14 protein-coding genes, 4 tRNA genes and 1 rRNA gene are annotated in these 17,680 nt (G+C 61.7%); all 19 read right to left on the minus strand.

The window, feature by feature from the left end; translation table 11 throughout:
- Positions 1 to 28 precede the first annotated feature (28 nt).
- On the minus strand, positions 29 to 499 hold the full coding sequence (rpsG, locus tag H165_RS0111940) for a 30S ribosomal protein S7 (protein WP_017939171.1): 471 nt from the start codon (positions 497 to 499) through the stop codon (positions 29 to 31).
- Between the two features lie 96 nt (positions 500 to 595).
- Positions 596 to 967: a 30S ribosomal protein S12 gene (gene rpsL / locus H165_RS0111945; RefSeq protein ID WP_017939172.1), complete on the minus strand. Its 372-nt coding sequence runs from the start codon at positions 965 to 967 to the stop codon at positions 596 to 598.
- 157 nt (positions 968 to 1,124) lie between these two features.
- On the minus strand, positions 1,125 to 5,318 hold the full coding sequence (gene rpoC, locus H165_RS0111950) for a DNA-directed RNA polymerase subunit beta' (RefSeq protein WP_017939173.1): 4,194 nt from the start codon (positions 5,316 to 5,318) through the stop codon (positions 1,125 to 1,127).
- A 60-nt stretch (positions 5,319 to 5,378) separates the two neighbouring features.
- Positions 5,379 to 9,452, minus strand: a complete 4,074-nt coding sequence (rpoB, locus tag H165_RS0111955; RefSeq protein WP_026146581.1) for a DNA-directed RNA polymerase subunit beta — start codon at positions 9,450 to 9,452, stop codon at positions 5,379 to 5,381.
- Positions 9,453 to 9,672: 220 nt separating this feature from the next.
- Entirely contained in the window at positions 9,673 to 10,044 is a 372-nt protein-coding gene (gene rplL, locus H165_RS0111960; protein WP_017939175.1) for a 50S ribosomal protein L7/L12, read from the minus strand.
- A gap of 79 nt (positions 10,045 to 10,123) precedes the next feature.
- On the minus strand, positions 10,124 to 10,624 hold the full coding sequence (gene rplJ, locus H165_RS0111965; RefSeq protein ID WP_017939176.1) for a 50S ribosomal protein L10: 501 nt from the start codon (positions 10,622 to 10,624) through the stop codon (positions 10,124 to 10,126).
- Positions 10,625 to 10,832: 208 nt separating this feature from the next.
- Positions 10,833 to 11,528 (minus strand): 50S ribosomal protein L1, encoded by a 696-nt coding sequence (rplA, locus tag H165_RS0111970; protein WP_017939177.1) that lies wholly within the window; start codon positions 11,526 to 11,528, stop codon positions 10,833 to 10,835.
- Position 11,529: 1 nt separating this feature from the next.
- Complete coding sequence (gene rplK / locus H165_RS0111975) at positions 11,530 to 11,961, minus strand: 50S ribosomal protein L11 (protein ID WP_017939178.1); 432 nt, start codon at positions 11,959 to 11,961, stop codon at positions 11,530 to 11,532.
- A gap of 119 nt (positions 11,962 to 12,080) precedes the next feature.
- The gene (gene nusG / locus H165_RS0111980; protein ID WP_026146582.1) at positions 12,081 to 12,614 is read right to left on the minus strand and encodes a transcription termination/antitermination protein NusG; all 534 of its coding nucleotides are present in this window, start codon (positions 12,612 to 12,614) and stop codon (positions 12,081 to 12,083) included.
- A 9-nt stretch (positions 12,615 to 12,623) separates the two neighbouring features.
- The gene (gene secE / locus H165_RS0111985) at positions 12,624 to 12,992 is read right to left on the minus strand and encodes a preprotein translocase subunit SecE (RefSeq protein ID WP_017939180.1); all 369 of its coding nucleotides are present in this window, start codon (positions 12,990 to 12,992) and stop codon (positions 12,624 to 12,626) included.
- 44 nt (positions 12,993 to 13,036) lie between these two features.
- Positions 13,037 to 13,112: transfer RNA gene (locus tag H165_RS0111990), tRNA-Trp, on the minus strand.
- A 53-nt stretch (positions 13,113 to 13,165) separates the two neighbouring features.
- Entirely contained in the window at positions 13,166 to 14,359 is a 1,194-nt protein-coding gene (tuf, locus tag H165_RS0111995; RefSeq protein ID WP_017939181.1) for an elongation factor Tu, read from the minus strand.
- Between the two features lie 85 nt (positions 14,360 to 14,444).
- Positions 14,445 to 14,520 (minus strand) — tRNA-Thr (locus tag H165_RS0112000).
- 26 nt (positions 14,521 to 14,546) lie between these two features.
- Positions 14,547 to 14,620: transfer RNA gene (locus tag H165_RS0112005), tRNA-Gly, on the minus strand.
- A 24-nt stretch (positions 14,621 to 14,644) separates the two neighbouring features.
- Positions 14,645 to 14,729, minus strand: a tRNA-Tyr gene (locus H165_RS0112010).
- 144 nt (positions 14,730 to 14,873) lie between these two features.
- A complete protein-coding gene (locus tag H165_RS0112015) occupies positions 14,874 to 15,563 on the minus strand; it encodes an SPOR domain-containing protein (RefSeq protein ID WP_017939182.1) in 690 nt (229 codons plus the stop codon).
- A gap of 12 nt (positions 15,564 to 15,575) precedes the next feature.
- Positions 15,576 to 16,325, minus strand: coding sequence for a pantothenate kinase (locus tag H165_RS0112020; protein WP_017939183.1), 750 nt, complete (start codon positions 16,323 to 16,325; stop codon positions 15,576 to 15,578).
- Positions 16,315 to 17,274 (minus strand): bifunctional biotin--[acetyl-CoA-carboxylase] ligase/biotin operon repressor BirA, encoded by a 960-nt coding sequence (birA, locus tag H165_RS0112025; protein WP_017939184.1) that lies wholly within the window; start codon positions 17,272 to 17,274, stop codon positions 16,315 to 16,317. The genes H165_RS0112020 and birA overlap by 11 nt, the downstream gene beginning before the upstream one ends.
- A 175-nt stretch (positions 17,275 to 17,449) precedes the next feature.
- Positions 17,450 to 17,565 (minus strand): 5S ribosomal RNA (gene rrf / locus H165_RS0112030).
- Positions 17,566 to 17,680: the final 115 nt, after the last annotated feature.

A 17,680-nucleotide genomic window follows, 5' to 3' on the forward strand; every position in this document is an offset into this window, starting at 1 on the left:
AGCCCTCGCAAATAGATTGGCGCTGAAATTAGAAGCGGTAGTGCGAGAACGCCTTGTTGGCTTCGGCCATACGGTGCACGTCTTCGCGCTTCTTCACCGCAGCACCTTTACCTTCGTAGGCATCCAGCAGCTCGCCAGCCAGGCGCAGAGCCATGGACTTCTCACCACGCTTGCGCGCACTTTCCACCAGCCAGCGCATGGCCAGGGCGTTGCGACGGGACGGACGAACCTCGACCGGAACCTGGTAGGTAGCACCGCCTACACGGCGGGACTTGACTTCGACCAGCGGAGCGATGGCATCGAGAGCTTTTTCGAAGATCTCCAGGGGATCGCCGTTCTTGCGGCTTTTGACGGTTTCCAGCGCACCGTAGACGATACGCTCGGCAACGGCCTTCTTGCCGCTTTCCATCACGTGGTTCATGAATTTGGCGAGGATCTGGCTTCCGTATTTCGGATCAGCCAGGATCTCACGCTTGGCTGCTACACGACGTCTTGGCATTGATAAGCCCTCTAACGGTCTTCAGGTTAGCTCGGGACTGGGCCCTGAACGGCCACGCCCGACCTTACTCTTATCGACTCGAACAAATGAAAAGGATTACTTCGGACGCTTGGCGCCGTACTTGGAACGGCCCTGCTTGCGGTCCTTGACGCCGGTGGTGTCCAGCGAGCCGCGCACGGTGTGATAACGCACACCGGGGAGGTCCTTCACACGACCGCCACGGATCAGCACCACGCTGTGCTCCTGCAGGTTGTGGCCTTCACCGCCAATGTAGGAGGTGACTTCGTAGCCGTTGGTCAGACGAACACGGCACACCTTACGCAGTGCGGAGTTCGGTTTCTTCGGCGTGGTGGTATACACGCGGGTGCATACGCCACGACGCTGGGGGCAGTTCTGCAGCGCAGGCACGTCGCTCTTGTCGACGAGACGCTTGCGCGGCTTGCGTACCAGCTGGTTGATAGTTGCCATCTATAGCTCCACTGTTGTCTTTCGACATAAACAAAATGGCAGAGCAAGACGCCCTGCCAAATTTAGGGGTACAAGAGTCTAAAGAGCTTGCAACACCCCGTCAAGGCAGGTCCCGCAGCGCTCATGGCCGCGGGACCCGACACTTTCCTGACGTCCCTTACAGGTTGTTCAGCGCTTCGGACAGCTGGGCTTCCGCCTCGCTGGCACTCACCTGCACCGGTTTGCCAGCATCCCGCTTGCGCTTGCGCTCGCTGTGGTAGGCCAGACCGGTACCAGCCGGAATCAGACGACCGACCACCACGTTCTCCTTCAGGCCGCGCAGGAAGTCGCGCTTGCCGGTAACCGCCGCCTCGGTGAGGACGCGAGTGGTCTCCTGGAAGGACGCCGCGGAGATGAACGACTCGGTGGACAGCGAGGCTTTGGTGATACCCAGCAGGATGCGCTCGTACTTGGCGAGGAAGCGGTCTTCCGCAGCCAGCTTCTCGTTCTCCTCCAACACCTGAGTCAGCTCGACCTGATCGCCCTTGATGAAGCTGGAGTCGCCGGCTTCGGTGATTTCCACCTTCCGCAGCATCTGACGCAGGATGGTCTCGATGTGCTTGTCGTTGATTTTCACGCCCTGCAGACGGTACACGTCCTGGATTTCGTTGACGATGTACTTGGCCAGCGCGCTGACACCCAGCAGGCGCAGGATGTCGTGCGGGTTGCTCGGACCGTCGGAGATCACCTCGCCGCGGTTCACCTGCTCGCCCTCGAAGACGTTCAGATGGCGCCACTTCGGAATCAGCTCCTCGTACGGCTCGCTGCCATCGTTCGGGGTGATGACCAGACGACGCTTGCCCTTGGTCTCCTTGCCGAAGCTGATGGTGCCACTGATTTCCGCGAGGATCGCCGGCTCCTTCGGACGGCGGGCCTCGAACAGATCGGCAACGCGCGGCAGACCACCGGTAATGTCGCGAGTCTTCGAGGTTTCCTGCGGAATACGGGCGATCACGTCACCCACGCCCACCTTGGCACCGTCGGTCAGGTTGACCAGGGCGTTGGCCGGCAGGAAGTACTGAGCCGGTACGTCGGTACCCGGCAGCAGCAGGTCCTTGCCGTTAGCGTCGACCAGCTTGACGGCCGGACGGATGTCCTTGCCGGCGGCCGGACGGTCTTTCGGGTCCATCACCTCGATGTTGGTCAGACCAGTCAGTTCGTCGGTCTGGCGCTTGATGGTGATGCCCTCCTCCATGCCCACGAAGGTCACAGTACCGGCCATCTCGGTGACGATCGGGTGGGTGTGCGGGTCCCACTTGGCGACGATGGCGCCCGGATCGACCTTGTCGCCTTCCTTGACGGAGATCACCGCACCATAGGGCAGCTTGTAGCGTTCGCGCTCGCGACCGAAGTCATCGGCGATGGCCAGCTCGCCGGAGCGGGACACGGCGATCAACGCGCCGTCGGCACGCTCGACGTACTTCAGGTTGTGCAGGCGGACGATGCCACCGTTCTTGGTCTGCACGCTGTCCACCGCGGAGGTCCGGCTTGCCGCACCACCGATGTGGAAGGTACGCATGGTCAGCTGGGTACCCGGCTCGCCGATCGACTGGGCGGCGATGACGCCGACCGCTTCACCAATGTTGACCAGGTGACCACGCGCCAGGTCGCGGCCGTAGCACTTGGAGCAGATGCCGTAACGGGTTTCGCAGGTGATCGGCGAGCGTACCACCACTTCGTCGATGCTGTTCAGCTCGATGAACTCGACCCATTTCTCGTCGATCAGGGTGCCGGCCGGAACCAGCACCTCGTCGCTACCCGGCTTGAACACATCCTTGGCGATCACCCGGCCCAGCACGCGCTCGCCGAGCGGTTCGACCACGTCGCCGCCTTCGATGTGCGGAGTCATCACCAGGCCCTGCTCGGTGCCGCAGTCGTGCTCGGTCACCACCAGGTCCTGGGCCACGTCGACCAGACGACGGGTCAGGTAACCGGAGTTCGCGGTCTTCAGTGCGGTATCCGCCAAACCCTTACGGGCACCGTGGGTGGAGATGAAGTACTGCAGAACCGACAGGCCTTCGCGGAAGTTCGCGGTAATCGGGGTCTCGATGATCGAGCCGTCCGGCTTGGCCATCAGGCCACGCATGCCGGCCAGCTGGCGGATCTGCGCGGCCGAACCACGGGCACCGGAGTCGGCCATCATGTACATGGAGTTGAAGGACTCCTGCTCGACTTCCTTGCCCTCGCGGTCGATGACCTTCTCCTTGGAGAGATTGGCCATCATCGCCTTGGACACCTCGTCGTTGGCCTTGGACCAGAGGTCGATCACCTTGTTGTACTTCTCGCCCTGGGTTACCAGACCGGAGGCGTACTGGGACTCGATCTCCTTCACCTCGGCGGTGGCGGCCTCGATGATGCGCGCCTTCTCTTCCGGGATGACGAAGTCGTTGACACCGATGGATACGCCGGACAGGGTGGAGAAGGCGAAACCGGTGTACATCAGCTGGTCGGCGAAGATGACGGTCTCCTTCAGGCCGACGGTGCGGTAGGCCTGGTTGATCAGCTTGGAGATCGCCTTCTTCTTCATGGGCTGGTTGACCACATCGAAGGGCAGACCTGCCGGAACGATCTGGAACAGCAGCGCGCGACCGACGGTGGTATCGACGATGCGGGTGCGGTTTTCCAGACTGCCGTCCTTGTGCTTGATGGTTTCGTTGATGCGCACCTTGACCTTGGCGTGCAGGGAGGCCTCGCCGGCGCGGAACACCCGGTCGACTTCCTGCAGGTCGGCGAACACACGGCCTTCGCCCTTAGCGTTCACCGCTTCGCGGGTCATGTAGTAGAGACCCAGCACCACGTCCTGGGACGGCACGATGATCGGGTCGCCGTTGGCCGGGGACAGCACGTTGTTGGTGGACATCATCAGGGCGCGGGCTTCCAGCTGAGCCTCGAGGGTCAGCGGCACGTGCACAGCCATCTGGTCACCGTCGAAGTCAGCGTTGTACGCGGCACAGACCAGCGGGTGCAGTTGGATGGCCTTACCTTCGATGAGCACCGGCTCGAAGGCCTGGATACCCAGACGGTGCAGGGTCGGCGCACGGTTGAGCAGTACCGGATGTTCGCGGATCACCTCGGCGAGCACGTCCCAGACCTCGGGCAGCTCGCGCTCCACCATCTTCTTCGCGGCCTTGATGGTGGTGGCCAGACCACGGGCTTCCAGCTTGCCGAAGATGAACGGCTTGAACAGCTCCAGGGCCATCTTCTTGGGCAGACCGCACTGGTGCAGGCGCAGGGTCGGGCCCACGGTGATCACGGAACGGCCGGAGTAGTCGACGCGCTTACCCAGCAGGTTCTGACGGAAGCGACCCTGCTTGCCCTTGATCATGTCGGCCAGGGACTTCAGCGGGCGCTTGTTGGAGCCGGTGATGGCGCGGCCGCGACGGCCGTTGTCGAGCAGCGCGTCGACCGCTTCCTGCAGCATGCGCTTCTCGTTGCGCACGATGATGTCCGGCGCAGCCAGGTCGAGCAGGCGCTTCAGACGGTTGTTGCGGTTGATGACGCGACGATACAGATCGTTCAGGTCGGAGGTCGCAAAGCGGCCACCGTCCAGCGGGACCAGGGGACGCAGATCCGGCGGCAGCACCGGCAGGACGGTCAGCACCATCCACTCGGGACGGTTGCCGGAGTCCTTGAAGGCCTCCATCAGCTTCAGGCGCTTGGAGAGCTTCTTGATCTTGGTTTCGGAGTTGGTCTGCGGGATCTCCTCGCGCAGGCGGGCGATCTCGTGGTCCAGGTCGATGGCGGCGAGCAGCTCGCGCACCGCCTCGGCGCCCATGCGGGCGTCGAAGTCGTCACCGAACTCCTCGATGGCCTCGAAGTACTGTTCGTCGTTGAGGAGTTGGCCCTTCTCCAGGGTGGTCATGCCCGGGTCGATCACCACGTAGCTCTCGAAGTAGAGCACGCGTTCGATGTCGCGCAGGGTCATGTCCAGCAGCAGGCCGATGCGCGACGGCAGCGACTTGAGGAACCAGATGTGGGCCACCGGGGAGGCCAGCTCGATGTGCGCCATGCGCTCGCGACGCACCTTGGCCAGGGCCACTTCCACGCCGCACTTCTCGCAGATCACGCCGCGGTGCTTGAGGCGCTTGTACTTGCCGCACAGGCACTCGTAGTCCTTCACCGGACCGAAGATCTTGGCGCAGAACAGACCATCGCGCTCCGGCTTGAAGGTGCGGTAGTTGATGGTCTCCGGCTTCTTCACTTCACCGAACGACCACGAGCGGATCATTTCGGGCGAGGCCAGGCCGATACGGATGGCGTCGAACTCTTCGATTTGACCCTGGTTTTTCAGCAGATTCAGTAGGTCTTTCAAGGCCTTTCCTCCTGACGGAGCGGGAGCGAGGACTGCCCCGCTCCCGATACGCATCACGTGTTATTCGGTTTCCAGATCGATGTCGATGCCGAGCGAACGGATCTCTTTGATCAGCACGTTGAAGGACTCGGGCATGCCCGGCTCCATGCGGTGATCGCCATCCACGATGTTCTTGTACATCTTGGTACGACCGTTCACGTCGTCCGACTTCACGGTCAGCATTTCCTGCAGGGTGTAGGCGGCACCGTAGGCTTCCAGCGCCCAGACTTCCATCTCCCCGAAACGCTGGCCACCGAATTGCGCCTTACCGCCCAGCGGCTGCTGGGTGACCAGGCTGTAGGAGCCGGTGGAACGCGCGTGCATCTTGTCGTCGACCAGGTGGTTCAGCTTCAGCATGTACATGTAGCCGACGGTGGTCGGACGCTCGAACGGATTGCCGGTGCGGCCGTCGTACAGACGCATCTGACCGCTTTCCGGAAGGTCCGCCAGACGCAGCATGGCCTTGATCTCGTGCTCCTTGGCACCATCGAACACCGGGGTGGCCATGGGAACGCCGCCCTTCAGGTTGTTGGCCAGGGCGACGATTTCGTCGTCCGAGAGCTCGTCGAGGTTTTCCTTGCGACCGCCGATCTCGTTGTAGATCTGGTTGAGGAACTGGCGCAGCTCGGCGACCTTGCGCTGCTCTTCGAGCATGCGGTTGATCTTGTCGCCCAGCCCCTTGGCCGCCAGGCCCAGGTGGGTCTCGAGGATCTGCCCGACGTTCATGCGCGACGGCACGCCCAGCGGGTTGAGGACGATGTCCACCGGCACGCCATGCTCGTCGTAGGGCATGTCTTCCACCGGCATGATCACCGAGACCACACCCTTGTTACCGTGGCGGCCAGCCATCTTGTCGCCCGGCTGGATGCGGCGCTTGATGGCCAGGTAGACCTTGACGATCTTCAGCACGCCCGGCGCCAGATCATCGCCCTGCTGCAGCTTGCGCTTCTTGTCCTCGAACTTCTCGTCGAGCAGCTGACGGCGGTCGGAGAGGTAGGCCTGGGCCTTCTCCAGCTGCTCGTTCAACGCGTCGTCGGCCATGCGCAGCTTGAACCACTGGCTGCGCTCCAGACCGTCGAGAATCTCGTCGGTGATCACTGTGCCCTTCTTCAGGCCGGCGCCGCCTTCAGCGGTGGCGCCCACCAGGGCCGAACGCAGACGCTCGAAGGTGGCGCCTTCGACGATGCGGAACTCCTCGTTCAGGTCCTTGCGGATCTGGTCCAGCTGCTGTTTCTCGATGGCCAGGGCGCGGCTGTCGCGCTCCACGCCGTCACGGGTGAACACCTGGACATCGATCACGGTGCCCTTGGTGCCGGTCGGCACGCGCAGGGAGGTGTCCTTCACGTCGGAGGCCTTCTCGCCGAAGATCGCGCGCAGCAGCTTCTCTTCCGGAGTCAGCTGGGTCTCGCCCTTCGGGGTGACCTTGCCGACCAGGATGTCGCCTGGGCCGACCTCGGCACCGACGTAGACGATACCGGCTTCGTCCAGCTTGTTCAGCGCGGCCTCACCGACGTTCGGGATGTCCGAGGTGATTTCCTCCGGGCCGAGCTTGGTGTCGCGGGCCACACAGGTCAGTTCCTGGATGTGGATGGTGGTGAAGCGGTCTTCCTGCACCACACGCTCGGACAGGCAGATGGAGTCCTCGAAGTTGAAGCCGTTCCAGGGCATGAACGCGACGCGCATGTTCTGCCCCAGGGCCAGCTCGCCCATGTCGGTGGACGGGCCGTCGGCAAGGATGTCACCGCGGGCCACCACGTCACCCTTCTTCACCAGCGGACGCTGGTTGATGCAGGTGTTCTGGTTGGAGCGGGTGTATTTGGTCAGGTTGTAGATGTCCACACCTGCTTCGCCGGTCTCCACCTCGTCGTCCTGTACGCGAACCACGATGCGGCTGGCGTCGACCGAGTCGATCACCCCGCCACGACGGGCTACCACACAGACGCCGGAGTCACGAGCGACGTTGCGCTCCATGCCGGTACCCACCAGCGGCTTGTCGGAGCGCAGAGTCGGCACGGCCTGACGCTGCATGTTCGATCCCATGAGCGCACGGTTGGCGTCGTCGTGCTCGAGGAACGGAATCAGCGAGGCGGCGACGGAGACCACCTGCTTGGGCGAGACGTCCATCAGGGTGACGTCTTCCGGCGCCTTCACAGTGAACTCGTTGAGGTGACGCACGGCCACCAGCTCGTCCACCAGACGGCCTTCCTCGTCCAGGGTCGCGGACGCCTGGGCGATCACGTGGTCGGCCTCTTCGATGGCCGAGAGGAAGACGATCTCGTCGGTCACCTTGCCGTCCTTGACCACTCGATACGGGCTTTCCAGGAAGCCGTACTTATTGGTGCGGGCGTAGGTGGCCAGGGAGTTGATCAGACCGATGTTCGGACCTTCCGGGGTCTCGATCGGGCACACGCGGCCGTAGTGGGTCGGGTGCACGTCACGCACCTCGAAACCGGCACGTTCGCGGGTCAGACCGCCTGGGCCGAGCGCGGAGACGCGGCGCTTGTGGGTGATCTCGGACAGCGGGTTGTTCTGGTCCATGAACTGCGAGAGCTGGCTGGAACCGAAGAACTCCTTGACCGCCGCCGCCACCGGCTTGGCGTTGATCAGGTCCTGCGGCATCAGGCCTTCGCTTTCCGCCATGGACAGGCGTTCCTTGACCGCACGCTCGACGCGCACCAGGCCAACGCGGAACTGGTTCTCGGCCATCTCGCCCACGCAGCGCACGCGACGGTTGCCCAGGTGGTCGATGTCGTCGACGATGCCCTTGCCGTTACGGATGTCGACCAGGGTCTTCAGCACGTCGACGATGTCTTCCTTGCTGAGCACACCCGGGCCTTCGATCTCGGTGCGACCGATGCGGCGGTTGAACTTCATGCGGCCGACCGCGGACAGGTCGTAACGCTCGGCGCTGAAGAACAGGTTGTTGAACAGGGTCTCGGCGGCATCCTTGGTCGGCGGCTCACCGGGACGCATCATGCGATAGATCTCCACCAGGGCATCCAGCTGGTTGGTGGTGGAGTCGATCTTCAGGGTGTCGGAGATGAACGGACCGCAGTCGATGTCGTTGGTGTACAGGGTCTCGATGCGCACCACGTTGGCCTTGGCGATCTTCGCCAGCAGCTCGGCGGTCAGCTCGGTGTTGCAGTCGACGAGGATTTCGCCAGTGGACGGGTGCACGATGGCCTTGGCGGTGGTACGACCGATCACGTAGTCGATCGGGACCTCCAGCTCCTTGATACCGGCCTTGTCCAGCTGGTTGATGTGGCGGGCGGTGATACGACGGCCCTGCTCGACGATGACCTTGCCGCTGGCATCCTTGATGTCGAAGGCGGCCACTTCACCACGCAGGCGCTGCGGCACCAGTTCCAGGCGCAGGCCGTTTTCCTTCACGTGGAACACGTTGGTGTCGTAAAAGATGTCGAGGATTTCCTCGGTGCTGTAGCCCAGCGCGCGCAGCAGGACGGTGGCCGGCAGCTTGCGGCGACGGTCGATACGCACGAACACCGCATCCTTCGGGTCGAACTCGAAGTCCAGCCAGGAACCGCGGTAGGGGATGATGCGAGCGGAGTACAGCAGCTTGCCGGAGCTGTGGGTCTTGCCTCGGTCGTGGTCGAAGAACACGCCCGGGGAACGGTGCAGCTGGGAAACGATGACGCGCTCGGTACCGTTGATGATGAAGGTACCGTTCTCGGTCATCAGGGGGATTTCCCCCATGTAGACTTCCTGTTCCTTGATGTCCTTGATCGCCTTGTTCGACGACTCCTTGTCGAAGATGATCAGGCGTACCTTCACGCGCAGCGGCACGGCGTAGGTCACGCCACGCAGCACGCACTCCTTGACGTCGAACGCCGGTTCACCCAGGCGATAGCCGACGTATTCGAGGGCCGCGTTGCCGGAGTAACTGATGATCGGGAAAACGGACTTGAAGGCCGCATGCAGGCCAACGTCGCGGAGCTGTTCTTTGCTCACCCCTTGCTGCAGGAATTCGCGGTACGAATCCAGCTGGATGGCCAGGAGGTAAGGCACATCCATCACGTCCGGCAACTTGCTAAAGTCCTTGCGGATACGTTTTTTCTCAGTGTATGAGTAAGCCATCAGCGTTCCCCAGCTTGGTCACCTGCTTGTTTGGCCGCACCCGGCGGGAACGGCCAGAAAATCGTGCAAACCCCAGGGTTTGCGCCGCCTCATGGCGGGGTTCCGGTCACGGGCGGAAGGCCTTTCGACAAACCGCCCATAACGGAAAAAGGCCGGTGGCAAGAGCCACCAGCCGCCAGCCTTCTGCTTAACGCTCGGGCCGTAGACGCAAGGTCGTCGCTTACTTGAGCTCGACTTTGGCGCCAGCTTCTTCCAGAGCCTTCTTGGCTGCTTCGGCTTCTTCTTTCGAAGCGCCTTCCTTGACCACGCCCGGGGCGCCGTCGACCACAGCCTTGGCTTCTTTCAGGCCCAGGCCGGTCAGCTCGCGCACCACCTTGATGACGTTCACTTTCTTGTCGCCGGCGTCGGCCAGGACGATGGTGAACTCGGTCTGCTCTTCAGCAGCAGCGGCAGCGCCGGCAGCCGGAGCGGCAGCAACGGCGGCAGCAGCGGTAACACCGAACTTCTCTTCCATCGCCTTGATCAGTTCGACGACCTGCATGACGGTCATTTCGGATACGGCGTTGATGATGTCTTCGTTGGTCAGAGCCATGACTCTAATTCCTGTATTGGGGTGACGGCTTAGGCAGCCATCAAATTAAACATGTGAGTTCGAAAGTGCTTATGCAGCCTTAGGCAGCAGCAGCTTCTTTCTGATCGCGAATCGCCGCCAGAGTACGAGCCAGCTTGCTGGTAGCGCCCTGGATGACGCTCATCAGCTGAGCAATGGCTTCGTCGTAGGTCGGCAGGGAAGCCAGAACGTCGATCTGGTTGGCTGCGAGGAACTGACCCTCGTACGCGGCCGCCTTGATCTCGAACTTGTCCTGACCCTTGGCGAACTCCTTGAAGATGCGGGCGGCAGCGCCCGGATGCTCGTTGGAGAAGGCAATCAGGGTCGGGCCTTTGAACACGTCGCTGAGCACTTCGAACTGAGTGCCTTCAACGGCGCGCTTGAGCAGGGTGTTACGCACGACTTTCACGTACACGCCGGCTTCGCGGGCCTCTTTACGGAGTCCGGTCATAGCGCTGACAGTCACGCCACGGGCATCGGCCACGACGGCGGACAGACCAGCTTTGGCAGCCTCGTTGACTTCAGCGACGATGGCCTTCTTGTCTTCGAGTTTAATTGCCACGGGTTTACTCCTGGATGTTACCGTTTCGTCCAGCCGGAGCCGGACGGGCTTTGGTGTCTGATTCGGTAGAATCGGGAGCACCATCTGCGTAGGCTCCGGGACCTATCCCGGGTTTAAGGCTTGCGCCACCTACGGTCTTGGACAGCCCCCGCCAGGCAGGGACCCCAATCTCGTTGGCTGGCGGAAGCGCTTCCGCCAGCCGTCATCATCACGCCTCGAGCGAGGCCTGGTCGATCAGCAGACCCGGGCCCATGGTGGTGCTCAGGGTCACGCGCTTCACGTACACACCCTTGGACGAAGCCGGCTTCAGACGCTTCAGGTCGGCCAGCAGCGCCTCCACGTTCTCCTTCAGCTTGACGGCGTCGAAGCCGACCTTGCCGACGGAAGCATGGATGATACCGTTCTTGTCGGTACGGTAGCGGATCTGACCGGCCTTGGCGTTCTTCACGGCGCTGGCCACGTCGGGAGTCACGGTACCGACTTTCGGGTTCGGCATCAGGCCGCGGGGGCCCAGCACCTGACCCAGCTGACCGACGACACGCATCGCGTCCGGAGAAGCGATGACCACGTCGTAGTTCAGCTCGCCGCTCTTCATCTCGGCAGCCAGGTCGTCCATACCGACGCGGTCGGCACCGGCAGCCAGGGCAGCTTCGGCGGCCGGGCCCTGGGTAAACACGGCGACGCGCACGGTCTTGCCAGTGCCGTGGGGCAGCACGGTGGCGCTGCGCACGACCTGATCGGATTTACGCGGATCGACGCCCAGGTTCACGGCGACATCGAAGGACTCGGTGAACTTGACAGTGGACAGCTCGGTCAGCAGCTTGGCGGCTTCCTCGATGGAATAGGCCTTACCGGCTTCGACTTTGGCCGCGATGGCCTTCTGGCGCTTGGTCAACTTGGCCATCTTATACACCCTCCACGTTCAGGCCCATGCTGCGCGCGGCACCAGCGATGGTGCGCACGGCGGCATCCAGGTCGGCAGCGGTCAGGTCGGCTTGCTTGGCCTTGGCGATCTCTTCCAGCTGAGCACGGGTCACGGTGCCCACTTTCTGAGTGTTCGGGCGGCTGGAGCCGCTCTGAATGCCGGCAGCCTTCTTCAGCAGAACCGAAGCGGGGGTGCTCTTGGTTTCAAAGGTGAAGCTACGGTCGCTGTAGACGGTGATGATCACCGGAGTCGGCAGCCCCGGCTCAAGGCCCTGGGTCTTAGCGTTGAACGCCTTGCAGAACTCCATGATATTCACGCCGTGCTGACCCAGAGCCGGGCCAACGGGCGGCGACGGGTTGGCCTGACCGGCCTTCACTTGCAGCTTGATATAAGCCTGGATTTTCTTAGCCATGAGCTACTCCAATTGAGGGTGATAACGCCTTGCGGCTCCCCTGATTAAACAACCATTTGCCCCAGTGACGACAAAACCCCGCAGTCAGCGACTGCGGGGTGCGGGACAAGTTTTCCCGCCTACACCTTCTCGACCTGGCTGAATTCCAGCTCGACCGGGGTAGAACGACCGAAAATGGTAACAGCAACCTGAATTCGGCTTTTCTCGTAGTTGACCTCTTCAACTACACCATTGAAATCGGCGAACGGACCATCGATTACCCGCACCACCTCACCGGGCTCGAAGAGAGTCTTCGGCTTCGGCTTGTCGCCACTGTCGGCGACGCGACGTAGGATGGCCTCGGCTTCCTTCTCGGTAATCGGCGCCGGCTTGTCGGCGGTACCGCCGATGAAGCCCATGACACGCGGAGTGTCCTTGATCAGGTGCCAAGTAGCCTCGTTCATCTCCATTTGAACCAGCACATAGCCGGGGAAGAACTTGCGCTCGCTCTTGCGCTTCTGGCCATTGCGCATTTCCACCACTTCCTCGGTGGGCACCAGAATCTCGCCGAACAGGTCTTCCATACCGGCCAGCTTCACGCGCTCGATCAACGAACGCATGACATGCTTCTCGTAACCCGAGTAAGCATGCACGACGTACCAACGCTTAGCCACGGGACACCCTTAACCAACAATCAAAGAAACGAGCCAACCCAACAGGGAGTCCAGCCCCCACAGCAGCAGCGCCATCACGAGCACCACCGCTACGACGATCAGGGTCGTCTGAGTAGTCTCCTGGCGAGTCGGCCAGACCACCTTGCGAATCTCAATGCGAGCTTCTTTCAGCAGCGCGAAGAACTGCTGACCCTTGGCAGTCCGCAGAGCCACGAAGCCGGCGATGCCAGCAAGAACCACCAGCGCGAGAACCCTGTACAGAATCGGCTCGCTGGAGAAGTACTGATTACCAACCACACCGACGGCCACCAGAGCGGCGACAACCAGCCACTTCAGCAGATCGAGGCGTGAATCTTTGGCCTCAGCCTTAGCATTCATTTACGAGGATCCTGTGAAAGACAGCCAACCCGGAGGGAGGAAGTTGGCAGGTCAGGAGGGAATCGAACCCCCAACCTACGGTTTTGGAGACCGTCGCTCTGCCAATTGAGCTACTGACCTGTATCAAAATCAGGCCGGCCATTATGCCGGCCTGAGAGCGGAAGATCAACCGATTACTCGACGATCTTGGAGACGACGCCGGCACCGACGGTACGACCGCCTTCGCGGATCGCGAAGCGCAGACCTTCTTCCATGGCGATCGGAGCGATCAGGGTGACGGTCATCTTGATGTTGTCACCCGGCATCACCATTTCCACGCCTTCCGGCAGTTCGCAGTTGCCGGTCACGTCGGTGGTACGGAAGTAGAACTGCGGACGGTAGCCTTTGAAGAACGGGGTATGACGACCACCTTCTTCCTTGCTCAGCACGTACACTTCGCACTCGAACTTGGTGTGCGGCTTGATGGTGCCCGGCTTGGCCAGAACCTGACCGCGCTCCACTTCGTCACGCTTGGTGCCGCGCAGCAGGGCGCCGATGTTCTCGCCAGCACGACCTTCATCGAGCAGCTTGCGGAACATTTCCACGCCAGTGCAGGTGGTCTTGGCAGTCGGACGCAGACCAACGATTTCGATCTCTTCGCCAACCTTGATCACGCCACGCTCGACACGACCGGTCACCACGGTACCGCGACCGGAGATCGAGAACACGTCCTCGATCGGCATCAGGAACGGCTGGTCGATGGCACGCACCGGTTCCGGGATGTAGCTGTCCAGGGTTTCCACCAGCTTCTTCACGGCGCTGACGCCCAGGCCGTTGTCGTCCTGACCATTCAGGGCCATCAGTGCGGAACCCACGATGATCGGGGTGTCGTCGCCCGGGAAGTCGTAGGTGGACAGCAGATCGCGAACTTCCATCTCGACCAGCTCCAGCAGCTCGGCGTCGTCAACCATGTCGGCCTTGTTCAGGAACACGACGATGTAGGGAACGCCTACCTGACGGGACAGCAGGATGTGCTCGCGGGTCTGCGGCATGGGGCCGTCGGCAGCCGAGCAAACCAGGATGGCGCCGTCCATCTGCGCAGCACCGGTGATCATGTTCTTCACATAGTCAGCGTGACCAGGGCAGTCGACGTGCGCGTAGTGGCGGCTCGGCGAGTCGTACTCGACGTGCGAGGTATTGATGGTGATACCGCGGGCTTTTTCTTCCGGAGCGTTGTCGATCTGGTCGTAACCCTTGGCTTCGCCACCCCAGGTCTGAGCGCAGACAGTCGCAATGGCAGCGGTCAGAGTGGTTTTACCGTGGTCAACGTGACCGATGGTGCCGACGTTGACGTGCGGTTTTGTACGTTCAAACTTTTCCTTAGCCATCTGGACCGTCTCCCCTCACACTATTGGTTCGAGTAAAAGTCACCATTAAAACAAAGGCAGATACTTTCATATCTGCCTTTGAGATTGGAGCTCATGAGCGGATTTGAACCGCTGACCTCACCCTTACCAAGGGTGTGCTCTACCAGCTGAGCTACATGAGCCTAACACTTCGCATAAACAGCAAACCTGGAGCGGGTAGCGGGAATCGAACCCGCATCATCAGCTTGGAAGGCTGAGGTTCTACCACTGAACTATACCCGCGGAGCCTGCAGCTCACGCTAAATCTGGTGGAGGGGGAAGGATTCGAACCTTCGAAGTCGTAGACGTCAGATTTACAGTCTGATCCCTTTGGCCACTCGGGAACCCCTCCAATCGGGAGCCGGCATTTTCATCGCCGCTCACCCTTCTGTCAAGCATTTTCTCAATTAAATCTTGAGGTTACCAACGCTGACAGTTTCTTCGCGGAGCACCCTAGAAGAGCCACCCTCGTGAAGCGGGCGCCATTCTATGCAAACTATCGGGCGCTTGCAACGCTTTCGCACGGCATTATTTGATGGTGCAAACCGGAGAAGTCCACGGCCAGCTTTCGCAGCATTTCGTCATCTACCAAACGCCGACTGCCGGGGGCCACGCGAACCCAGTAACTACGGTGCGCGCGCGGCAGTTCGCGCATCAGCGGCTCGTAGCCCGCATCCATCAGACGTTGCATGACGGCCTCGGCCGATTCGCTGCGCGGGAAGATCCCCAGCGAGATACCGTTGACCAGATCCCCCTGGGTAATGATGTAGCTGTCGATGTGCCGCGCCTGCAGCTCCTTGAGCTGGCGAATGGAAGCCTCACGGGATGCCAGTGGCGCCAGGTACACCCAGTAGTCGACACTTGCCGGGGCATCGATCGCCCGCAACTCGGAATGCACATCCAGACTCAGCAGGCGCTGTTCCACTGCCTTGCCCGTTGCCTCCTCCTCGAACCCTCCGAGGAACAGGCAAGCCTCCGGCTCGATATTGGGCGCGCGCTCCGCCGGAGCTTGCGTCAGGCGCCGCGCAGGAAGCTTGTCGCTCTCGCTCAGCAGGCGAATATCCTCCTTCGCCCCCTGATACAGCAGCATCGGAGGCACTTCCTTGGCGCGCAACGGAGTCTGCTGCTGATGCCAGACGTAATAAAAGAGATTCAAGACCAGAAGCAGCAGAAACAACCAACGCATGACGACAGAACCTCAACGCAGGGGGCAGGCGATTGCCAGGCCGACAAAGATCAGATCCGGCACCACCCGCGCATCCGGCAGCATCTCCTCTACCAGGGAAGCATCCCCGCCGGTCAGGTATACTTGGAAATCCTTACCCCAGTACTGTTGCGCCATGTCCAACTGGGTGTGCACGAAACCGCGCAGCATCAGGGTGCAGCCTCGCTCCACCGCCTCCACGGTCGAACACCCAGGCTCCAGGGAATGCAGCGCCTCTTCAGCCGCCGCATCGTCGTAACGAATCCTCCGGGTATGGGTTCGCAGCTGATGGCGCATCAGCGGCATGCCGGGGCAGATGAAGCCACCCAGATGCTGACCGTCGGCGGCCACGAAGTCCGAGGTCACCGCCGTGCCCAGATCGAGAACCAGACAGGCACCCCGGGCCTGCTGATAGGCTCCCACCAGGGCCAGCCAACGATCGAGGCCGAGCAGCTGGTAGTCCGCATAACCGTTGCGCACCCCTCCCAGGCTCGGCGCAGGCATGGCACAGGCGGTATCCACCCCGTAGCGCTCGGCGATCAACGCCACCAGATGGGAAGCCTCCTCGTCACTGCGTACGCTCACCATGCGCGAATGGCGCAGAGCTAGCGACGGAATGCCACCCAGGACGGCCAGCAACTGCTCCGCCGAATCCACCACGCCTGCAGAGAGAACCGTGCCCTGCTCGGCGGTCAGGACTCGCCACTTGATGAAGCTGTTACCACAATCGAGCTCAAGAATCATTGCTCAGCCTCAAACTGAGCTCGCCACCGCTGTAGCACTGCTCACCAGCACCTGTCTGCAAGCGCAAGCCCCCTTGATGATCAACTCCCAGGACAATCCCCTCCACCTGTTGCGCCCCGAAGGTCAGGACGACCCGCTCGTTCTGCCACAGGTGGTTGGCCTCCCATTCCTCCCTGTGCGCAGCGAATCCCTGCATGCTATGGGTCCCGAGATATTCGTGCAGGCGCCGGATCAGGCATAAGGTCAATACTGTGCGGTCGCACAGCTCGCCGGACTCCAGGCGGACCGAAGTCCACGGCTGACCGATCTTCTGTTCGGAAGTCAGCATATTGGCATTGATGCCGATCCCGATCACCACATGACAGACGTCGGCCGGATCGCCGGAAATCTCCAGCAGGATGCCGGCGATCTTCCGCCCCCCCACCAACACATCGTTCGGCCATTTGAGGCCGGCCCCGGCCACTCCAACATCTCGCAGAGCCTGCAGGACGGCCAATCCCACCACCAGGCTCAACCCCTCCAATTGCCGGGCACCGCCATCCAGACGCAGCGCCAGACTGCAGTAAAGGTTTTCGGCGAACGGACTGACCCAACTGCGGCCACGGCGCCCGCGTCCGGCAGACTGCTCGTCGGCCAGGACCAAGCAAGGCAACGAGTCACTGGAGATACGCCGCATCGCCTCGGCATTGGTGGAGTCGATCCGCGCGAAGCAGCAAATCTCCCAACCCAGCTCTTTGCAGGCCGACCTCAGACGCTCGACCTCTAGCAGGGAAATCGGACTGGCCAGTCGGTAGCCGCGACCGCGCACCTTGTGCACGGACAACGCCAGGTCCTCCTCAAGCATCTGCAAGCGCTTCCAGACGGCGCTGCGGCTAATGCCCAGGGCCTCACCCAACTCGGTCCCGGAATGGAACTGACCATCCTGCAACAGCTTCAAAAGAGCCAACATACCGACCGCACCTCCAGCAAGGCACGCATCATATCGGCGGCGCCTCGGCTTGCCTAGAAATTCGCGACCAGTCACCACGACTTCGCGGCCAGCCATCGCCCAGCTCCCTGGGCCGATTTCCGTCGCGCAAAGAAGAACCCCCGGCCTGAGACCAGGTCGGGGGTTCGGTATAGGCGCTTGACGATGACCTACTCTCACATGGGGAGGCCCCACACTACCATCGGCGATGCGTCGTTTCACTTCTGAGTTCGGGATGGGATCAGGTGGTTCCAACGCTCTATGGTCGTCAAGCAATTCGGTTGAGGCATCGTGCGCTGCACGCCACCTCGAATCGGGTCAGTGACAGATGGCTTTACGAGTTCGCTCGAACTTTCGGTTCACATCGACTTCACCATCACCCATCCGG

The organism is Pseudomonas thermotolerans DSM 14292 (assembly GCF_000364625.1).
GTDB lineage: Bacteria > Pseudomonadota > Gammaproteobacteria > Pseudomonadales > Pseudomonadaceae > Aquipseudomonas > Aquipseudomonas thermotolerans.